This is a genomic window from Nocardioides szechwanensis (assembly GCF_900103935.1).
In the GTDB taxonomy this organism is placed as follows: domain Bacteria; phylum Actinomycetota; class Actinomycetes; order Propionibacteriales; family Nocardioidaceae; genus Nocardioides; species Nocardioides szechwanensis.
In genome coordinates this window covers 317,756-335,187 of record NZ_FNIC01000004.1, presented here as the reverse complement: position 1 = coordinate 335,187, position 17,432 = coordinate 317,756, and the positions used below count along the sequence as shown (strand labels likewise).

Here is a 17,432-nt window from a genome sequence, read left to right as displayed (position 1 = left end):
CATACTGGCCCCTATGGAGTTCCAGGACGTCGTCCGGCGCCGCAGAATGGTCCGCAAGTACGACGACCGGCCGGTCGACCCGGCGATCGTGGACCGGGCGCTCGACAACGCCACCCACGCCCCGAGCGCCGGGTTCAGCCAGGGCTGGGCATTCCTGAGGCTCGACCAGCCCGACGACGTACGCCGGTTCTGGCGGGCCTCCACCGACAGCGTCGACGACCCCGACGAGTGGCTGCGGGGCCTGATGACGGCACCCGTGGTGATCGTGCCGTGCTCGAGCCGGGCGGCCTACCTCGACCGCTACGCCCAGCCGGACAAGGGCTGGACCGACCGCGACGAGGCGCGCTGGCCGATGCCGTTCTGGCACATGGACACCGCGATGGCTTCGCTGCTGATCCTCCAGACCGCGACCGACGCCGGCCTGGGCGCCTGCTTCTTCGGGGTGTTCAAGGCCAACGAGCCGCGGCTGCGAGCGGAGTTCGGCATCCCCGACGACTACGACCCGATCGGCGTGATCACGCTCGGCCACCGCCTGCCCGACACCGGCAACGCCGGCTCGCCGGCCCGCCGATCACGCGTCCCGTGGACCGACCTCGTGCATCACGGCAACTGGGCACACGGGCCGACCTGAGCGAGTAGCCTCCGCCCATGTCCTTGAGGGAGGGTGAGCCCGAGCCGTCGCGCGCCGTCTCCAAGCTCCAGGCGCTGGTCCGGATCCCCACCGTCAGCAACCGCGACCTGGCCCTCGTCGACACCGCCGCCTTCGACGACTTCGTGGCCGAGCTGGCCCGCCAGTTCCCGGTGCTGCACGAGTCCCTCGAGCTGACCCGGATCCACACGCACGGCCTGCTCTTCCACTGGCCGGGCGCGAGCGACGAGCGGCCGGTCGTGCTGATGGCCCACCTCGACGTCGTACCCGTCGAGGGCACCTGGCAGCACCCGCCCTTCAGCGGCGAGATCGTCGACGGCCAGATCTGGGGCCGCGGCACGCTCGACGACAAGGGCTCCCTGGTCGCCATCTGCGAGGCAGTCGAGACCCTGCTCGAGCGGGGCTTCACCCCCGCCCAGGACGTCTGGCTGTCGTTCGGCTGCGACGAGGAGGTGTCGGGTGAGGCCGCACCGCTCGCCGTCGAGGAGCTGGTACGCCGCGGCGTACGGCCCTGGTTCGTGCTCGACGAGGGCGGGGCGGTCGCCAGCCAGGCGTTCCCCGGCGTGGCCGCCCCGATCGGCGTCATCGGGCTGACCGAGAAGGGCAACACGTCGGTCGAGCTGCGGGTCGAGGGCCGCGGCGGGCACGCGAGCACGCCGGCCCGGATGGGCCCGACCGCGCGGATCGCGCGCGCCATCGTCCGGCTCGACCGGGCGCCGATGGCCCCTCGCACGCCGGACCCGACGATCGAGCTGTTCCGCCGGATGGCGCCGCACGGCCCCCTGGCGCTGCGCCCGGTGTTCGCCAACGCCGCCCGGATCAAGCCGCTCCTCACCCGCGCGCTGCTGGCCGCCGGACCCGAGACGAGTGCGATGACCCGCACGACGTTCGCGGTCACCACGCTGTCCGGCGCCCCCGCGCTCAACGTGATCGCCGCGACTGCCAAGGCCGGCGTCAACATCCGGATCATGGTCGGCGACACGATCGCCGACGTCCTCACCCACCTGCGCACGGTGATCGCCGACGACGAGGTGCACCTGGACGTGATCGAGAGCTGCGAGCCCAGCCCGGTCTCGCCGATGGACGACGCGTTCGCGCTGCTGGAGTCGACGATCACCGAGGTCTTCCCCGACGCCGTACCCGCGCCCTACGTGATGATGGCCGCCACCGACTCCCGCTTCTTCACCGGGATCTGCGAGCGCGTCTACCGCTTCGCCCCGTTCCGGATGACCTTGACCCAGCGCCAGTCCATCCACGCTGTCGACGAGCACCTCGGTGTCGACGCCTTCGTCGACGGCGTGCGCTGGTACCAGCGGCTGATCGAGAGGATCCACTGATGAGCAGCACCACACCGCCGAGGCTCGACACCCGCGGCGCCGTCCAGGGGCTCGGCCTGATCGTCGGCTTCCTGGTCGCGGTGGAGGTCGCCAGCGGCGTGCTCCAGGGCTACTACACGCCGATCTTCCCGCAGATCGCCGACCACCTCTCGATCAGCGAGGGCGACGTCAACTGGTTCGAGGCGGCGCAGCTGATCGTGAGCGCCCTGTGTGTGCCGTTGCTCTCGCGGCTGGCCGACCTGATCGGGCACCAGCGGGTGCTGCTGCTCTCGACGGCGGTCACCGCGGTGGGCTCGTGGGCGCTGGCCTTCTCGCCGACGTTCTCGACGTTCCTGATCGGCTGGGCGCTCCAGGGCGCCTACGTCGTGTGGCTGCCGCTCGAGGTGGCGATCATCCACCGCCGCACCCGCGACTCCGGCCGCCAGGAGCTGCTCACCCGGCGCGGCGCCGCCGTGCTCGTCGGCGCCCTGGAGCTCGCCGTCATCGTCGGCGCCCTGAGCAGCGGGCTGCTCGTCGACACCCTCGACATGAACCTGATCCTCGCCATCCCCGCGATCGTCGTCACCGCGGTGTTCTTCGTGATCCTGGTCGGCGTCGAGAACTCCCCCGGTGAGGCCACGGGAGGCATCGACTGGACCGGGCTGACCCTGATCACCCTCGCGCTCGGGCTGATCATGGGTGGCTTCGTCGTACTCCGGCTGGACGGCGTCGGCAGCATTTTGGCCTGGGCGCTCGTGGTCGTCGGTCTGGCGGCGCTCGTGCCCTTCTGGCGCTACGAGTCCGGGCAGGCCGACCCGATCGTCGACGTGCGGCTCCTGGCCAGCGCCAAGCAGTGGCCCGTGCAGCTGACGGCGTTCCTGTTCGGCATCCCGGTGCTCGGCGGGCAGATCCCGCTGTCGACGTTCGCGCAGGCCGACCCGGCCGAGCGCGGCTACGGCCTGGGCGCCGACTCCGCCTTCGTCTCGACCCTGATCGGCGTCTACGTGATCACGCTGGCGATCGGGGCGTTCACGCTACCGCTCACCTCGCGCTGGCTCGGCGTACGACGGGCACTGATGGTGTCGTGCCTGCTGGTCGCGCTGGGCTACGCGCTGTGGATCCCGTTCCACGACAGCACCGGCCAGGCGCTGCTCAACATGGCGATCGCCGGCCTCGGCTCGGGCGCGCTGGTGGCCGCCCTGCCCGCCGCCGCGGCCGCCGCCGCGCCACCCGACCGCACCGGTTTCGCGACCGGCATGACCAACGCGACCAAGACCGTCGGCGGCGCGATCGCGTCCTCGATCTTCGCGATCGCCCTTGCCAGCAAGGGGATCGAGGGCGTCACGGAGGCCGAGGCCCCGCTGTCGGGCTACCTCACCGTGTGGGCGGTCTGCTCCGTGGCCGCGCTGCTCGCCGCGGTCTCGCTGCTGGCCGCGCCCAAGCACGCCTTCTCCGACAAGGGCGCACCGGTCGAGGAGTGACCAGGCTCCTTCTAACCTGGAGACCGGGGTGATGACGATGAGCGACCAGCCTGAGCAGGAGAAGCCCGACCGGTCCCGGGTCCAGGACGACCGGACCGGGCGCAGCGCGGCCGCCGCCCGGATGGCCCAGCAGGCGTCGTGGGTCGACCAGCAGATCCGGGTCGCGATGGCGAAGGGCGAGTTCGACGACCTGCCCGGTGCGGGCAAGCCGCTCAAGGACCTGGGCTCCAGCCACGACCCGGACTGGTGGCTGAAGAAGCTCGTCGAGCGGGAGCGGATCGCCGTCCTGCCCCCGTCGCTCCAGCTGCGCAAGGACGACGCCGAGCTCGACGCCCGGCTCGACCAGCTGTTCGCCGACGCGGAGGTACGCCGTGAGGTCGAGGACTTCAACGCCCGGGTCATGCGCGCTCGCTACTCGCCCCAGGACGGTCAGCCGCCCCTGATCACGATGCCGCGCGACCTCGACGAGACGGTCGCCGCGTGGCAGCAGCGACGAGCCGACCGTCGTACGGCGCGGGCGGCGGAGGCCGCCCCTGACCCGGCACCGCCGCGACGCCGGTGGTGGCAGCGCCGCCGCTGACCGGGAGAGATCCGTCATACCGCCTCCGGGAAGGCGCTGATAACTTCCGCGCATGACCGGTTCCTCGCGTAGCGCCAAGGACTTCTTCCGCCCGCTGGCGGTGGGAGCTCCGTCACCCCTGACCGAGATCCCCGCGCGGCCCAGCCGCGCGATCCACTTCTTCGACCCGAGCAACGAGAAGATGGCGGCCAAGATCCCCGCCATGGTCGGCACCGTCGACGTGTTGCTGGGCAACCTCGAGGACGCCGTCAAGGCCGACAACAAGCTCGCCGCCCGTGAGGGCCTGGTGAAGATCGCCAAAGCCACTGACTTCGGCCCGACGCAGCTGTGGACCCGGATCAACTCCCTCGACAGCCCGTGGGTGCTCGACGACCTGACCACGCTGGTGCCGGCGATCGGCGGCAAGCTCGACGTGATCATGGTGCCGAAGGTGCAGGGCGCCGAGGACATCCACTACGTCGACCGGCTGCTCGCGCAGCTCGAGGCCAAGGCCGGGCTCGACCGGCCGATCCTGATCCACGCCATCCTCGAGACCGCGCGCGGCGTCGCCAACGTCGAGGAGATCTGCGGGGCCTCCCCGCGCATGCAGGGTCTCTCCCTGGGGCCGGCCGACCTCGCCGCGGACCGCCGGATGAAGACCACCCGCGTCGGGGGAGGTCACCCGGGCTACCTGGTCCGCGAGGACCCGCCCCGCGTCGACGGCACCGCCAACCTCGAGGCGCACCGCGCGACCTACCAGCAGGACCTGTGGCACTACACGATCGCGCGCATGGTCGACGCGTGTGCGATGCACGGCATCTACCCCTACTACGGGCCGTTCGGCGACATCGCCGACGTGGTCGCGTGCGAAGACCAGTTCCGCAACGCGTTCCTGCTCGGCTGCGTCGGCACGTGGAGCCTGCACCCCAAGCAGATCGCGATCGCCAACCGGGTGTTCAGCCCGAGCGTCGAGGACATCTTGCACGCACGCCGGGTGGTCGCCGCGATGGGCGACGGCACGGGTGCGGTGATGCTCGACGGGAAGATGGAGGACGACGCCTCCCTCAAGCAGTGCCTGGTGATGGTGCGCCTCGCCGAGGAGCTCGCCGCGATCGACCCCGAGCTGAAGAAGCAGTACGACGCGATCACCGTCGACGAGGAGGCCTGAGATGACTGAGCAGAGCCTGTTCACCCCGCTGCGCTCGGTCCTCTACATGCCCAGCTCCAACGAGCGGGCGCTGGAGAAGGCCAAGTCGATCGCCTGCGACGGGCTGATCCTCGACCTCGAGGACGCCGTCGCCCCCGACGCCAAGCCGGCCGCCCGCGAGTCGGCCTGCGCCGCCGCCGCATCGGGCGACTACGGACGCCGTACGGTCACGATCCGCGTCAACGGGATCGGCACCGAGTGGCACGACGCCGACATCGCCGCCGCCGCCCATGCCGGCCCCTCCGGCGTCGTCGTACCCAAGGTCAACAGCGCCGACGAGGTGCGCTCCCTGGTCGCCGCCCTCGAGAAGGCCGGGGCGCCCGACCACACCCGCCTGTGGGCGATGGTCGAGACGCCCGAAGCGATCTTCAACGTGCGTGAGCTCGCCGCCGCCTCCGACCGGCTCGCGGTGCTCGTCATGGGCACCAACGACCTGGTCAAGGAGCTCTACGCCGAGCACGTGCCCGGCCGGGCGCCGCTGCTCACGTCGCTGTCGCTGTCGCTGCTCGCCGCCCGCGCGGCCGGGATCGCGATCCTGGACGGCGTCTACAACGACGTGAAGAACGACGCGGGCTTCCTCGACGAGTGCCGCCAGGGCCGCGAGATGGGCTTCGACGGCAAGACCCTGATCCACCCGGGACAGGTCGTGCCCGCCAACGAGCAGTTCGCCCCGTCGGAGCAGGCCGTCGAGGACGCCCGCGGCATGCTCGCGGCGTGGGAGGACGGCAAGGGCAGCGGAGTCGTCACCTACCAGAACAAGATGGTGGAGAACCTCCACGTCGAGTCGGCCCAGCGCACGCTCGCGATCCACGAGGCGATCGAAGCGTTACAGGATCAGTAGTTAAACCGTTCGTTTTACGACGATTTTCGCCCTTACCCACCCGTTCAACGGACGAAACCACCCGCGCGGGTGGTTCGGGCACACCACGTCGGGGGCCATGCTTCGAGTGACACATTTCGAGAGGATGGTTTTCCCCATGGTTGTACTTGGTCTGATTCTGCTCATCATCGGGCTGGTGGCATCGATTCCGATCCTCACCACGATCGGCGCGATCCTGTTGGTCGTCGGTCTGATCCTGAACCTCGTCCCGCTCGGCGGCTCCCGCCGACGGGTCTATTGATCCACACGCACTGACGAGGACCCCCTGGCCGCCGGCCGGGGGGGTCCTCCTCATTTCGGACCTCAGCGCCCCGCGACGCGCCGGGTGCTGCTTCGTTGCTCGCACTACTGCGGGTTGCGCAGTAGTGTGCGGTGCATGGACACCACCCAGCTCCTCAAGGGCGTGCTCGACCTGGCGGTGCTCGCCGTCGTGGAGGACGACGACGGCTACGGCTACGACGTGCTCCGACGCCTGCGCGCCGGCGGCCTGACCGAGGTCGGCGACGCCTCGGTCTACGGCACGCTGCGCCGCCTCTACGCGGCGGGCGCCCTCACGTCGTACGTCGTGCCCTCCGACGAGGGGCCGCACCGCAAGTACTACGGGATCACCCCGATCGGGCGCACCCAGCTCGCGCAGCAGACCAAGGACTGGGCGACCTTCTCCGACACCGTCTCCGCCCTCCTCGACCACCAGACGCCCGATCGCCAGACGGCCGAGCAGCAGAAGCAGGGAGCAGCCTCGTGAACGACACCCTTCACATCCCCACCCGGCCCGAGGTCGAGACCTTCGTGTCGGAGGTCCGCGCCCGGCTGGCCGACCTGAGCGACGAGGAGCGCGAGGAGCTGGTCGGCGGGCTCGAAGCCGACCTGTCCGACCAGCTCGCCGAGAGCCCCGGCCTGTGGGCCGACGTCCTGGGCGACCCCACGGCGTACGCCGCCGAGCTGCGCGCCGCGGCCGGCCTGCCCGAGCAGACCCGGGTCCGCCGGCGCTGGCTGCCTCCCGTGCGCCGACCGGGCGACCTCGGCGACGACCTGGACCGCATGCGGGCGTGGCTGCTGGCGGAGGTCGAGCTGCGCCCGTGGAGCCGGCAGGCGTGGAGCGTCGCCGAGGCCCTGCGTCCCGCGTGGTGGGCCCTGCGCGCCTGGATCGTCGTGACCTTCCTCGACCAGGTGGCCGGCGAGTGGGAGAACGTCACCCTCGTGCCCACGCTGGGCATCGACCTGCTGGGTCCGCTCGTCCTCGCCGTCGCGATCGTCCTCAGCGCCCTGATCGGGCTCGGGCGCCTGTGGCCCCGCTCCGGCCCGGACCGCCCGCTGCTCACGCGGTTGCTGCTGATCGCGGCCAACGTCACGGCGTTGCTGCTGCCGTTCAGCTTCCAGCTCGCGGGGCAGCACGAGCACAGCGACTACAGCGGCTACTCCGCCGGCTACCGCGACGGCCGGCACCAGCCCGGCCTGCGGGTCGACGGCCGCGAGGTGCGCAACGTGTTCGCCTACAACCGCGACGGGCGGCTCATCCAGGGCGCCCAGCTGTTCCGCGCCAACGGCGAGCCGCTCGACGTACGCGCCGGCGACGCGCACCTGGGTCGCGGCGCGGAGCGCACCGTCGGCTGCGGGTGGTTCAACGGCACCAGTCAGCTCTTCAACGTCTTCCCCCTGGCCCAGCGCGAGCAGCGGCGCGGTTCGTGCCTGGAGGAGGCAGAGCGGCGGGACGCCGGCCCGGTGACGACGCCGGAGCCGCCGTTCGCCGTTGTACCGCCGGTGACCTCACCGGTGCCGACCACCTCGCCGGTCGAGTAGGACCTCAGCCGTCGTCGCGGCGCAGCCTCTCGTCGAGCCAGAGCTTGACGCTGCCCGCGACGCCGGCGATGTCGTGCACGAGCTTGCCGAGCACGTCCTGCGACTGCTGGAAGGTCTCGGAGTAGCTGGCGGCCGCGGCCCTGGCGGCGTCGGTGACCTTGGCGTCGTCGTCGGTGGTGCGGCGCGGGTAGCCGCCGGCGAGGTAGCGGGTGTAGTCGCCGGAGTCGACCCAGCGACGCAGCTCGGCGGCGCGGACGACGGCGAACGGGTGCGTGCGGTTCTCGATCAGCAGCAGCTTGAGCACGGAGTCGCGCAGGTCGCTGGAGTCGAGGTACTCCTGGCCCTGCGCGAAGAACGACGTCGTGTCGAGGTGGTCGAGGTGCCCGCCGCTGGCGAGCTGCATGTGCACCCGGAACGCCGCGGCGGGGTCCTGGGTGGCGAGCAGCCCGGCCCGGTCGGCCGAGAGCTCGGCCTTGCGCGACCACTCGTAGAGCGCGGCCGTGATCGCCCGGACCCCCAGGCCGCCGAACGGAAGGCTGCTGAGCACCCCGCTGAGGACGAGCAGCCGCTGGAGCAGAGTCTGGTAGACCGCGTGCCCGCTGATCGCGTGACCCAGCTCGTGGGCGATCACGAAGCGCAGCTCCTCGTCGTCGAGCAGGTCGACCAGGCCGGAGTTGAGCACGATGAAGGGCTTGTTCATCCCGATCGTCATCGCGTTGAGGACCGGGTTGGCGGCGACGTACATCTCGGGGAGCTCCTCGGCGTCGAGCACCCGCGCCACGTCGCCGAGGAGGTAGTGGAGCGCGGGGAACTGCCGCTCGTCGACGCGTACGGCCGAGCCGAGGAAGACCAGCCGGAAGGCGCGTTCGTTGAACATCCCGGACACGGCCTTGAGCACCGTGTCGAAGCCCTTCAGCTTGCGCAGGGCCACCAGGGCGCCCTGGTCGGCGGGGTGCTCCCACGCGCGTGAGCTGATGCCGGTCAGGGTGGCCCGAGAGCGAGCCGGTTGGTTCGTCACCCGGCCAGCGTGGCACACGGACGGTCGCCGTGGACCAGGATGGCCCCCATGCGAGCAGTCATCCAGCGCACCCTGCGAGCCCGGGTCACGGTCGGCGGCGACGTGGTCGGCGAGACCCGCGAGCCCGGGCTGCTGGTCTACCTCGGCGTCACCCACGACGACGGCCCCGCCGACCTCGCCTGGACCGCCCGCAAGGTATGGGAGCTCCGGCTGCTGCGCGACGAACGGTCAGCCTCCGAGGTGGGCGCCCCGATCCTGGTCGTCAGCCAGTTCACCCTCTACGGCGACGCCCGCAAGGGCCGCCGCCCGACCTGGCAGGCCGCCGCCCCCGGACCCGTCAGCGAACCTCTGTTCGACGCCTTCTGCTCCGAGCTCTCGCGTCTCGGGGCGCAGGTCTCGCGGGGTGCGTTCGGCGCCGACATGCAGGTCGAGTCGGTCAACGACGGCCCGATCACGCTGGTGCTCGACAGCCCGCGGGTCAGCGTGGGTCGCGACCGATGAAGGCCAGCAGCCGCGTCTGAACGTCAGCATCGGCAGGGACGTCGACCTTGGCGCCGTACTGCCCGCTCTGCCGGAGCACGTCGTCCAACGGCTCCATGCCGGCCAGCATCTCGGCGCAGCGTTGCGGGTCCAGCGTCTCGTCCTGGCCGGTCGCGCGGGCCAGGTCCCAGGTGTGCATGAACACGTCGGCGGTGAAGAAGCGGGAGATCGCGGTCGGCACCGGCACCTCGCCGATGTGCGGGTTGGTCAGCACCTTGGCTTCGGAGGTCGGGTCGTCGAGCAGCGACTGGACCCCCTCGCTGAAGGTCGTCCACGCGGCGACCGGGTCCTCGTCGACCGAGGGCCCCGTGGGCAGCGTGATGCCGGCCCCGCCCTCCAGGAACGCCGGGAACCACTCGACCAGGTGCCGCACCACGTCGCGCGCCGTCCACCCCGCCACCGGCGCCGGCGCGTCCCAGTCAGTGGTGCCCCGCACCCGGTCGGTGAACGTCCTCACGATCTCGCGGTACTCCTCGGCTGGGGTCATGACCGTCCTTTCTCAACCGAATGGTTGAGGACAACGTAGGCCGGTCCGCGTCTACCGTCAACCAGTGGAACTCCTCCGGAGCGGCCGGCGTCCAACCGGCATGCGCACCCCCGTGATCGCCGCCTCCTCGCTGGCCCTCGCCCTGTCTCTGGCCGCGTGCTCCGACGAGCCGGACGACACCCGTGCCGTCGACCCCGGGGGTACCTCGACCTCGTCCGGGCCCGCGTTCGAGGTCGCCGCGAGCGGCGGCTGCGGCGAGGCGTTCTTCTGGGCCGCCGATGCCGACGGATCCCAGGTGATCCAGGTCTACGTCGAGCAGCGCGACCGCTCGGCCGCGCAGCCCACCGCGCTGGAGCTCACCCTCCCCGACCCCGAGGTCACGGCGACCTTGCAGACCGGCACGGACCTGATCGGCGACCAGTGCAACGACATCCTGAACGGCCGTGTCTCCGGCGAGCAGGCGATCGTCGAGGGCAGCGGCACCATGACGCTCGGCCCGCCCAGCATCGACGGCTTCAACGGCGTCACCGGCACCCTCACCATGACCGGCCTGGTCGCCGCGGACGGCACCCTTCTCCCCGACCTCACCGTCACCACCGACATGATCGGCTTCTACGCCGGCTGAGATCCCCGGAAAGTACGGAACGTTTTCGCCCCCTCAGCCCAGGATCCAGGTCGATTGCGTTCCGTACTTTCCCCGGTCAGGTAGGGCGCCAGCCCCAGACGCTCGAGCCTCGCGGTCAGGTTCTCAGGCTCCGGGTCCCAAGCGGGGCGGTCCACGGTCCAGGCCCGCGAAGGCGGCGGGCGGAAGGGGGCGCGAGCGCGTGCCGCGACGAGCCTGCGGGCCACCGCCGCCCTGCTCTGCCCCTTGACGATGGCAATGTACTCAAGCCCGTGATCACGAAACCTCTCCTCACGTACCAAGTCGCGCAGGGGTTGGTCTCCGATGGTGTGGTGCGCTCCGTCGTACTCGACCACGAGACCCGCGATCGGATCGAAGAGGTCCGGGATACCGAGCAAACGGCCGTCCAAGTCGTAGACAGGGTGGTTCACCAGGGGCTCGGGGAGCCCCGCGAGGATCAGCCAGATCAGGCGCAGCCAGGTCTCGAGCGGCGAGCGGCTCTCGTCAACAGCAAGGGAGCACGCCTCGCGCGCCAAAGGGGCGCCGTTGCGCGAGTTCATGTTGCCGACGTAGGTCGCGAACAGCCACACGGAGATTAGACCTGCCGCGGCCGCCATGTCGATGGCGCTCACCGCCGGCCACAGTCGGCCGCGCCGATGGACCTCGTCGAAGAGCGCCCGCGCCACCGTCGTCACGGGCACGCCGTCGACGACTTCGCGGTCGTTCCAGGGGAGCTGCTCACGGGAGACGTGCGAACCCGCGACCTGCCGCAGCTTGTGTCCCCCACCCCCCAGCACCATGGGGACCGGAAGGAGTGTCACGCCATCGTTGTCGAGGCCGTCGAAGAAGTTGGCTCCGTGCCACCGCAGGGCTGCCCATGCCGTCACACATCCCGCGGTGGCGTCCGAGAGGAGTCGCGCAGCCTGTTCGACGATGCGCTGCTCGACGACCTTCGGTCGGTTTGCCGGCACATAGAGGCCGCGGCTCACGCGGTCCCAATTGGGGCCATTGGCGGTCCGCCAGGTTGGGCCCTCGAGTCCTGACGGGTCCACCCGACTCGGTGACACAAGTCCTTCGGGCCGCAGGCAAACCGGGTCCCAGTGCAGTCGTTTCATCCACGACGTATGCCGCCCTCGCGTCGAGCCGACGCCGCGACTACATCAACCTGTGCATGGCGCCGTCGGTCGGCGGGTCTGTGCATGGTTCGTGGCGTCGCGGTGGTCAGCGGCCGGGAAAGTACGGAACGTTTTCGACCTGGATTTGGCTGATCCAGGTCGAAAACGTTCCGTACTTTCCGGCGCTACTCCTGCATGGGGATGCGGACGCCGCGGGTGGAGGCGACTTCGGAGGCGCGGTCGTAGCCGGCGTCGACGTGACGGATGACGCCCATGCCGGGGTCGTTGGTGAGGACGCGCTCGATCTTCTGGGCCGCCAGCTCGGTCCCGTCGGCGACGCAGACCTGGCCGGCGTGGAGCGAGCGGCCCATGCCGACGCCCCCACCGTGGTGGAACGAGACCCAGGTGGCGCCGGAGGCGGTGTTGACCAGGGCGTTGAGGATCGCCCAGTCGGCGATGGCGTCGGAGCCGTCGAGCATCGCCTCGGTCTCGCGGTACGGCGAGGCGACGGAGCCGCAGTCGAGGTGGTCCCGGCCGATGACGATCGGGGCCTTCAGCTCGCCCGAGGCGACCATCTCGTTGAACTTCAGCCCCGCCAGGTGGCGTTCGCCATAGCCGAGCCAGCAGATGCGCGCCGGCAGCCCCTGGTAGGCGACCCGTTCACCGGCCATGGTGATCCACTTCCGCAGCCGCGCGTTGTCGGGGAAGAGCTCGAGGATCGCGCGGTCGGTGGCCTCGATGTCAGCGGGGTCGCCCGACAGCGCCGCCCAGCGGAACGGTCCCTTGCCCTCGCAGAACAGCGGCCGGATGTAGGCCGGCACGAACCCGGGGAACTCGAAGGCCCGGTCGTAGCCGCCCTTGCGCGCCTCGTCGCGGATCGAGTTGCCGTAGTCGAACACCTCGGCCCCGGCGTCCTGGAACTCCACCATCGCCCGCACGTGCGTCGCCATCGACTCCTGCGCCCGCTTGGTGAAGCCGACCGGGTCGGCCTCCCGCTCGGTCGCCCAGTCGTCGTACGACGTGCCGGCCGGCAGGTAGTAGAGCGGGTCGTGGGCCGACGTCTGGTCGGTGACGATGTCGATCGGCGCGCCGGTCTCGAGCAGCTCGGGCAGCATGACGGCCGCGTTGCCGAGTACGCCGATCGACAGCGGCCGCCGCTCCTCGCGCGCCGCCACCGCCATCGACACCGCCTCGGTCAGCGACGCCGCCTGGACGTCGAGGTAGCGGTGCTCGATCCGTCGGGTGATCCGCGACTGGTCGCACTCGATGCAGATGACCACGCCGTCGTTCATGGTGACCGCCAGCGGCTGGGCGCCGCCCATGCCACCCAGGCCCGCCGTCACCGTGATCGTGCCGGCGAGGGTCCCGTCGAACCGCTTGTCCGCCACGGCCGCGAACGTCTCGAACGTGCCCTGGAGGATGCCCTGGGTCCCGATGTAGATCCACGAACCGGCGGTCATCTGGCCATACATCGTGAGTCCGAGGTCCTCCAGCCGCCGGAACTCCTCCCAGTTGGCCCAGTCGCCGACCAGGTTGGAGTTGGCGATCAGCACCCGCGGCGCCCACTCGTGCGTGCGCATGACCCCGACCGGCTTGCCCGACTGCACGAGCAGCGTCTCGTCGTCGCCGAGCGTGCGCAGCGTCCGCACCAGGGCGTCGTACGCCTCCCAGCTGCGCGCGGCCCGCCCGGTGCCGCCGTAGACGACCAGGTCCTCGGGACGCTCAGCGACCTCCGGGTCGAGGTTGTTCATCAGCATCCGCAGCGGCGCCTCGGTCTGCCACGACCGCGCGGTCAGCTCGGTGCCGGTGGCCGCGTGGATGGGCAAGCGCGGGTTGGACTCGGTCATGCGAGCTCTCCGATCACTTCTTCGACGGCGGTGACGACGGCCCCGGACCGCACCAGCTCCACGGCGGCCTCGATCTCCGGGGACAGGTGGCGGTCGGGGCCGGGGCCCTCGACCCCACCCTCCCGCAGAAGCCGTACGACGGCAGCGGTGGCGGGCGACGGCGTGAGCGGCGCGCGCAGGTCGAGCGCTCGCGCAGCGGTGAGCACCTCGATGGCCACGACTCGGGTCAGGCCGTCCACCGATCGGCGCAGCTTGCGAGCGGCCGACCACCCCATCGAGACGTGGTCCTCCTGCATCGCGCTGGACGGGATCGAGTCGACCGAGGCCGGCACCGCCAGCCGCTTCAGCTCCGAGACGATCGCGGCCTGGGTGTACTGCGCGATCATCAGACCGCTGTCGACGCCCGGGTCGTGGGCGAGGAACGGCGGCAGCCCGTGGCTGCGCGACTTGTCGAGGAACCGGTCGGTCCGCCGCTCGCTCATCGAGGCCACGTCGGCCGCGACGATCGCGAGGAAGTCCAGCACGTAGGCGACCGGAGCCCCGTGGAAGTTGCCGTTGGACTCCACCCGGTCCCCCACCACCACCGGGTTGTCGACGGCGCTGGCCAGCTCGCGGCCCGCCACCGTCGACGCGTGCTCGACGGTGTCGCGCGCGGCACCGTTGACCTGGGGCGAGCAGCGCAGCGAGTAGGCGTCCTGCACCCGGTTGCAGTCGGGGCCACGGTGCGAGGCGACGACACCGGAGTCGGCGAGCAGCCGGGTGAGGTTGGCCGCCGAGAGCGCCTGCCCCGGGTGGGGCCGGATCGCCTGGAGGTCGGCCGCGAAGACCCGGTCGGTGCCGAGCTGGGCCTCGACCGACATCGCGGCCGAGACGTCCGCCGTACGCAGCAGGCGGCGCAGGTCGGAGATGGCGAGCAGCAGCATGCCGAGCATGCCGTCGGTTCCGTTGATCAGCGCCAGCCCCTCCTTTGCCACCAGCTCGACCGGCGTGAGGCCGGCCGCGGCCAGCGCCTCCGAGGCGGGCACGAGCGCCCCCGAGGCGTCACGCACCGGCCCCTCTCCCATCAGCGCCAGCGCGCAGTGCGCCAGCGGCGCCAGGTCGCCGGAGCAGCCGAGGGAGCCGTACTCATGCACCACCGGCGTGATCCCGTGGCTGACCAGGTCGGCGAGCAGCTGCGCTGTCTCCCGTCGTACGCCGGTGTGCCCGGTCGCGAGCGTGGACAGCCGCAGCAGCATGAGCGCGCGCACCACCTCCCGCTCGACCTCGGGACCGGACCCCGCCGCGTGCGAGCGGACCAGCGAGCGCTGGAGCTGCGCGCGCATCTCGGCGGGGATGTGCCGGGTGGCCAGGGCGCCGAAGCCGGTCGAGATCCCGTAGACCGGGGTGGGTGCGGCAGCGAGGCCGTCCACCACCTCCCGGGCGCGGTCGATCGCCGCGACAGCCTGGTCGCCGAGCACCACGGGGGCGCCGTCGCGAGCCACGGACACGACGTCCTCCAGGCTCAGCGGACCGACGTCGACGACGACCGTGGGGGGCGAGAGCGAGGTCGTCTGAGGCGTCATGCGCCCATCCAACGCCCCCATGGGGCCCCGCGACAGCCCGGGCGACAGGGCACCGTCTCGAATCCGAGATATGAGACGCAATACCCGCGGGGGCTTCACGGCGGCCGTTTGGGGTAGGAACAAGTTGGGCACCGAGTGGGTGTCACAGGAACGACTCGGGGCCGGGGGGCCCGACCTGCCATCGAACCAAGGAGCACAGCCATGCGCCCGACTCTCCGTCTGGGAACCATCGCCGCGAGCGTCGGTCTCCTCGCCACCGTCCTCACGGCCGCGCCCGCCACCACCTCCGCCGCGCCGGCCCCCCTCGCCCAGAAGGCGACGGTCAAGACCGGCTTCGCGCTGTTCAGCACCGGCGTCGGCAGTGTCCTCACCGGAGGCCAGCTGCCCGCCGGCTCCAACGGGACCGCGTTCACGATGATCGGGTGCACGGTCCGCGCCGGCATCGCGAAGAGCAACTTCGTCGAGGAGACCACGATCCCCGGGATCGGCACCCTGAGCGGCCTCCGCACCCGCCTGTGGACCGAGAAGAAGGGCGACGTGGTGTCGTCGTACGCGACCCACAGCGTCGCCGAGATCGTCATCGCCGAGAGCTCCATGGGCACGCTCACCATCGAGGGCGTCCGGTCGATGTCGCGCGCCTATCACGACGGCACCCAGTTCAAGATGCAGACCGAGACCCAGGTCGCCAAGATCGTGATGAAGCCGGCCGCCGGACCGGAGCAGGTCCTCGAGATCCCCAAGCCCGGCCAGCCTCTCGTAGTGCCCGGGATGGCCCGCATCGCCGTGGGCAACGAGGTGACGCAGAAGATCACCGATGGTGTCCGGGTCGCCGTCGACGCGCTCGACATCAAGGTCATCCCCTCCGACACCCGCACCCGGATCGCCCACACCGCGACCAGGATCCAGAAGGGCGCACCGTTCGGCACGTTCCGCGGCTTCTCAGCCGGTGTCCAGGCCAGGGCCCTCGAGGACAACGCCAAGGTCGGTCGTACGCCGCTGTCGCTGATGCCCTGCAAGGGCACCAAGGGCCAAGTCAAGAACAAGGCCATCGCCCAGGTCAACCTCGGTGACCAGGCGGTCGTCCGCGGCCTCGACAGCGAGCAGATGGGCCGTCAGCGCCCCGGCTTCGCCACCGCCTACGAGCTCGGCCACGTCGCCAAGGTCAACATCGGCGACGGCCAGCTGGTCATCGACGGCATCACCGGCAAGGCCAACGTGACCCGCACCGGCACCACGCTGACCCGCAACGCCGAGGGCACCACCATCGGGTCGATCCGGGCCAACGGCCAGACCTACGCGTTCCCGGCCACCGGCGTGCTGCAGATCCCGGGCATCGCCAAGCTCGAGGAGGCCGTGGTCCACCACATCAAGAACGGCATCTCCGTGATCGCGCTGCGCATCACCCTGCTCGACGGCACCGGAGCGGTGATCGACCTCGGCATCGCCGAGACCCAGATCCGCAAGGGCTGAGCACTCCACCACCGCCGAGGGCGGGGTCCCCGACGGGGGCCCCGCCCTCGGCGCGTCAGGTGAAGAGCAGGATGAAGGTCATGTCCCAGGTCCCCGCAGCAACCCGCACGTTGCGGGTGCTGCGGTTCCTCGCGAGCCAGCCCGACCCCGTGCCCATCGAGAGCATCTGCCGCGCGTGCGACCTGCCCCGCAGTTCGGCCTACCACCTCCTGTCGGCGATGGCCGACGAGGGCTTCGTGGTCCATCTCGAGGAGGAGCGCCGCTACGGCCTGGGGGTCGCGGCGTTCGAGGTCGGGAGCGGCTACTCCCGGCAGGCACCGCTCCAGCGGCTGGCCCGGCACCACCTGCAGGCCCTCGTCGACCGGGTCGGCGAGACCGCCCACCTCGCGGTCCTGCACGGCCGCGACGTGCTCTACGTCGCCGAGGAACGCGCCCTCGGCCGCCCCTCCCTCGTCACCGACATCGGCGTCCGCCTGCCCGCGCACCTCACCGCGAGCGGCCGCGCCCTGCTCGCCCAGCTGCCCGCCGCGCAGGTGCGCGCGCTCTACCCCTCCGCCGCCGCGCTGGTCGACCGGACGGGCCAGGGCCCGCGGGCGCTCGGCGCCCTGCGGTCGGTGCTGACCGACGTACGCCGTCGGGGCTACGCCACCGAGGACGGCGAGGTCACCCTGGGCTTCGCCAGCGTCGCGTCGGCGGTGCTGGACCACAACGGGCTCCCGGCCGCCGCCGTGGCGGTCACCGTCGAGGGCGACGGCGCTGCCGCGCTGGTCGGTGCCGTGCGTGACGCGGCCGCGGCGCTCTCCCGGCGGATCGGCGGTCGTCCCGTGGGTGAGACGACCGCGTAACACCAGCTCCGCTGACGCGTTGCTCCCTCGACAG

At 71.3% G+C, this 17,432-nt stretch carries 18 protein-coding genes; 13 read left to right on the top strand and 5 right to left on the bottom strand.

The features are described from left to right. The first annotated feature begins 13 nt into the window (after positions 1–13). The 9 genes from BLR90_RS12250 to BLR90_RS12210 all read left to right on the top strand — a co-directional run bounded on the left by BLR90_RS12250 (position 14) and on the right by BLR90_RS12210 (position 7,892). Positions 14–631, top strand: a complete 618-nt coding sequence (locus tag BLR90_RS12250) for a nitroreductase family protein (RefSeq protein ID WP_091025488.1) — start codon at positions 14–16, stop codon at positions 629–631. A 17-nt stretch (positions 632–648) separates the two neighbouring features. After that, positions 649–1,986, top strand: a complete 1,338-nt coding sequence (locus BLR90_RS12245) for a M20 family peptidase (protein ID WP_091025487.1) — start codon at positions 649–651, stop codon at positions 1,984–1,986. After that, a complete protein-coding gene (locus BLR90_RS12240; protein ID WP_091025486.1) occupies positions 1,986–3,446 on the top strand; it encodes an MFS transporter in 1,461 nt (486 codons plus the stop codon). Before BLR90_RS12245 ends, BLR90_RS12240 begins: the two co-directional genes overlap by 1 nt. Before the next feature lie 37 nt (positions 3,447–3,483). Then, positions 3,484–4,026 (top strand): DnaJ family domain-containing protein, encoded by a 543-nt coding sequence (locus tag BLR90_RS12235; protein ID WP_091025577.1) that lies wholly within the window; start codon positions 3,484–3,486, stop codon positions 4,024–4,026. Positions 4,027–4,078: 52 nt separating this feature from the next. Continuing rightward, on the top strand, positions 4,079–5,173 hold the full coding sequence (locus BLR90_RS12230; protein WP_091025485.1) for an HpcH/HpaI aldolase/citrate lyase family protein: 1,095 nt from the start codon (positions 4,079–4,081) through the stop codon (positions 5,171–5,173). 1 nt (position 5,174) lies between these two features. Continuing rightward, a complete protein-coding gene (locus BLR90_RS12225; protein WP_091025484.1) occupies positions 5,175–6,053 on the top strand; it encodes an HpcH/HpaI aldolase/citrate lyase family protein in 879 nt (292 codons plus the stop codon). Positions 6,054–6,177: 124 nt separating this feature from the next. Continuing rightward, positions 6,178–6,333 (top strand): hypothetical protein, encoded by a 156-nt coding sequence (locus BLR90_RS21035; RefSeq protein ID WP_170254322.1) that lies wholly within the window; start codon positions 6,178–6,180, stop codon positions 6,331–6,333. Positions 6,334–6,468: 135 nt separating this feature from the next. Beyond that, positions 6,469–6,837, top strand: a complete 369-nt coding sequence (locus BLR90_RS12215; protein ID WP_174812371.1) for a PadR family transcriptional regulator — start codon at positions 6,469–6,471, stop codon at positions 6,835–6,837. Beyond that, positions 6,834–7,892, top strand: coding sequence for an HAAS signaling domain-containing protein (locus BLR90_RS12210; RefSeq protein WP_091025481.1), 1,059 nt, complete (start codon positions 6,834–6,836; stop codon positions 7,890–7,892). Before BLR90_RS12215 ends, BLR90_RS12210 begins: the two co-directional genes overlap by 4 nt. Before the next feature lie 4 nt (positions 7,893–7,896). Here the strand turns inward: BLR90_RS12210 and BLR90_RS12205 are convergent, their stop codons facing one another. Beyond that, on the bottom strand, positions 7,897–8,910 hold the full coding sequence (locus BLR90_RS12205; RefSeq protein WP_245715276.1) for a M48 family metallopeptidase: 1,014 nt from the start codon (positions 8,908–8,910) through the stop codon (positions 7,897–7,899). A 48-nt stretch (positions 8,911–8,958) separates the two neighbouring features. On the opposite strand from BLR90_RS12205, the gene dtd reads away from it, so the two are divergent. Then, on the top strand, positions 8,959–9,411 hold the full coding sequence (gene dtd, locus BLR90_RS12200) for a D-aminoacyl-tRNA deacylase (RefSeq protein ID WP_091025575.1): 453 nt from the start codon (positions 8,959–8,961) through the stop codon (positions 9,409–9,411). Here the strand turns inward: dtd and BLR90_RS12195 are convergent. Beyond that, positions 9,389–9,937 (bottom strand): TIGR03086 family metal-binding protein, encoded by a 549-nt coding sequence (locus BLR90_RS12195; RefSeq protein ID WP_091025480.1) that lies wholly within the window; start codon positions 9,935–9,937, stop codon positions 9,389–9,391. The two genes, dtd and BLR90_RS12195, sit on opposite strands and share 23 nt — an antisense overlap. Before the next feature lie 64 nt (positions 9,938–10,001). Here BLR90_RS12195 and BLR90_RS12190 point away from each other — a divergent pair, with 64 nt between their 5' ends. Next, positions 10,002–10,562 (top strand): hypothetical protein, encoded by a 561-nt coding sequence (locus BLR90_RS12190; protein WP_143016203.1) that lies wholly within the window; start codon positions 10,002–10,004, stop codon positions 10,560–10,562. Here BLR90_RS12190 and BLR90_RS12185 read toward each other — a convergent pair. From BLR90_RS12185 to hutH, 3 genes are all read right to left on the bottom strand, one after another. Next, entirely contained in the window at positions 10,550–11,548 is a 999-nt protein-coding gene (locus tag BLR90_RS12185; RefSeq protein WP_091025478.1) for a hypothetical protein, read from the bottom strand. The two genes, BLR90_RS12190 and BLR90_RS12185, sit on opposite strands and share 13 nt — an antisense overlap. Before the next feature lie 311 nt (positions 11,549–11,859). Continuing rightward, positions 11,860–13,521, bottom strand: coding sequence for a urocanate hydratase (hutU, locus tag BLR90_RS12180; protein WP_091025477.1), 1,662 nt, complete (start codon positions 13,519–13,521; stop codon positions 11,860–11,862). Beyond that, complete coding sequence (hutH, locus tag BLR90_RS12175) at positions 13,518–15,083, bottom strand: histidine ammonia-lyase (protein ID WP_091025476.1); 1,566 nt, start codon at positions 15,081–15,083, stop codon at positions 13,518–13,520. Before hutH ends, hutU begins: the two co-directional genes overlap by 4 nt. A gap of 201 nt (positions 15,084–15,284) precedes the next feature. On the opposite strand from hutH, the gene BLR90_RS12170 reads away from it, so the two are divergent. Both BLR90_RS12170 and BLR90_RS12165 read left to right on the top strand, forming a co-directional pair. Continuing rightward, entirely contained in the window at positions 15,285–16,553 is a 1,269-nt protein-coding gene (locus BLR90_RS12170) for a choice-of-anchor P family protein (RefSeq protein ID WP_091025475.1), read from the top strand. Between the two features lie 80 nt (positions 16,554–16,633). Beyond that, positions 16,634–17,398: an IclR family transcriptional regulator gene (locus BLR90_RS12165; protein ID WP_091025574.1), complete on the top strand. Its 765-nt coding sequence runs from the start codon at positions 16,634–16,636 to the stop codon at positions 17,396–17,398. The last annotated feature ends 34 nt before the right edge of the window (positions 17,399–17,432 follow it).

Coding starts and splice junctions, on each gene's coding strand:
- BLR90_RS12250 (WP_091025488.1), top strand. CDS start 14: ATGGAGTTCCAGGACGTCGTCCGGCGCCGCAGAATGGTCCGCAAGTAC.
- BLR90_RS12245 (WP_091025487.1), top strand. CDS start 649: ATGTCCTTGAGGGAGGGTGAGCCCGAGCCGTCGCGCGCCGTCTCCAAG.
- BLR90_RS12240 (WP_091025486.1), top strand. CDS start 1,986: ATGAGCAGCACCACACCGCCGAGGCTCGACACCCGCGGCGCCGTCCAG.
- BLR90_RS12235 (WP_091025577.1), top strand. CDS start 3,484: ATGAGCGACCAGCCTGAGCAGGAGAAGCCCGACCGGTCCCGGGTCCAG.
- BLR90_RS12230 (WP_091025485.1), top strand. CDS start 4,079: ATGACCGGTTCCTCGCGTAGCGCCAAGGACTTCTTCCGCCCGCTGGCG.
- BLR90_RS12225 (WP_091025484.1), top strand. CDS start 5,175: ATGACTGAGCAGAGCCTGTTCACCCCGCTGCGCTCGGTCCTCTACATG.
- BLR90_RS21035 (WP_170254322.1), top strand. CDS start 6,178: ATGGTTTTCCCCATGGTTGTACTTGGTCTGATTCTGCTCATCATCGGG.
- BLR90_RS12215 (WP_174812371.1), top strand. CDS start 6,469: ATGGACACCACCCAGCTCCTCAAGGGCGTGCTCGACCTGGCGGTGCTC.
- dtd (WP_091025575.1), top strand. CDS start 8,959: ATGCGAGCAGTCATCCAGCGCACCCTGCGAGCCCGGGTCACGGTCGGC.
- BLR90_RS12195 (WP_091025480.1), bottom strand. CDS start 9,937: ATGACCCCAGCCGAGGAGTACCGCGAGATCGTGAGGACGTTCACCGAC.
- hutU (WP_091025477.1), bottom strand. CDS start 13,521: ATGACCGAGTCCAACCCGCGCTTGCCCATCCACGCGGCCACCGGCACC.
- hutH (WP_091025476.1), bottom strand. CDS start 15,083: ATGACGCCTCAGACGACCTCGCTCTCGCCCCCCACGGTCGTCGTCGAC.
- BLR90_RS12170 (WP_091025475.1), top strand. CDS start 15,285: ATGCGCCCGACTCTCCGTCTGGGAACCATCGCCGCGAGCGTCGGTCTC.
- BLR90_RS12165 (WP_091025574.1), top strand. CDS start 16,634: ATGTCCCAGGTCCCCGCAGCAACCCGCACGTTGCGGGTGCTGCGGTTC.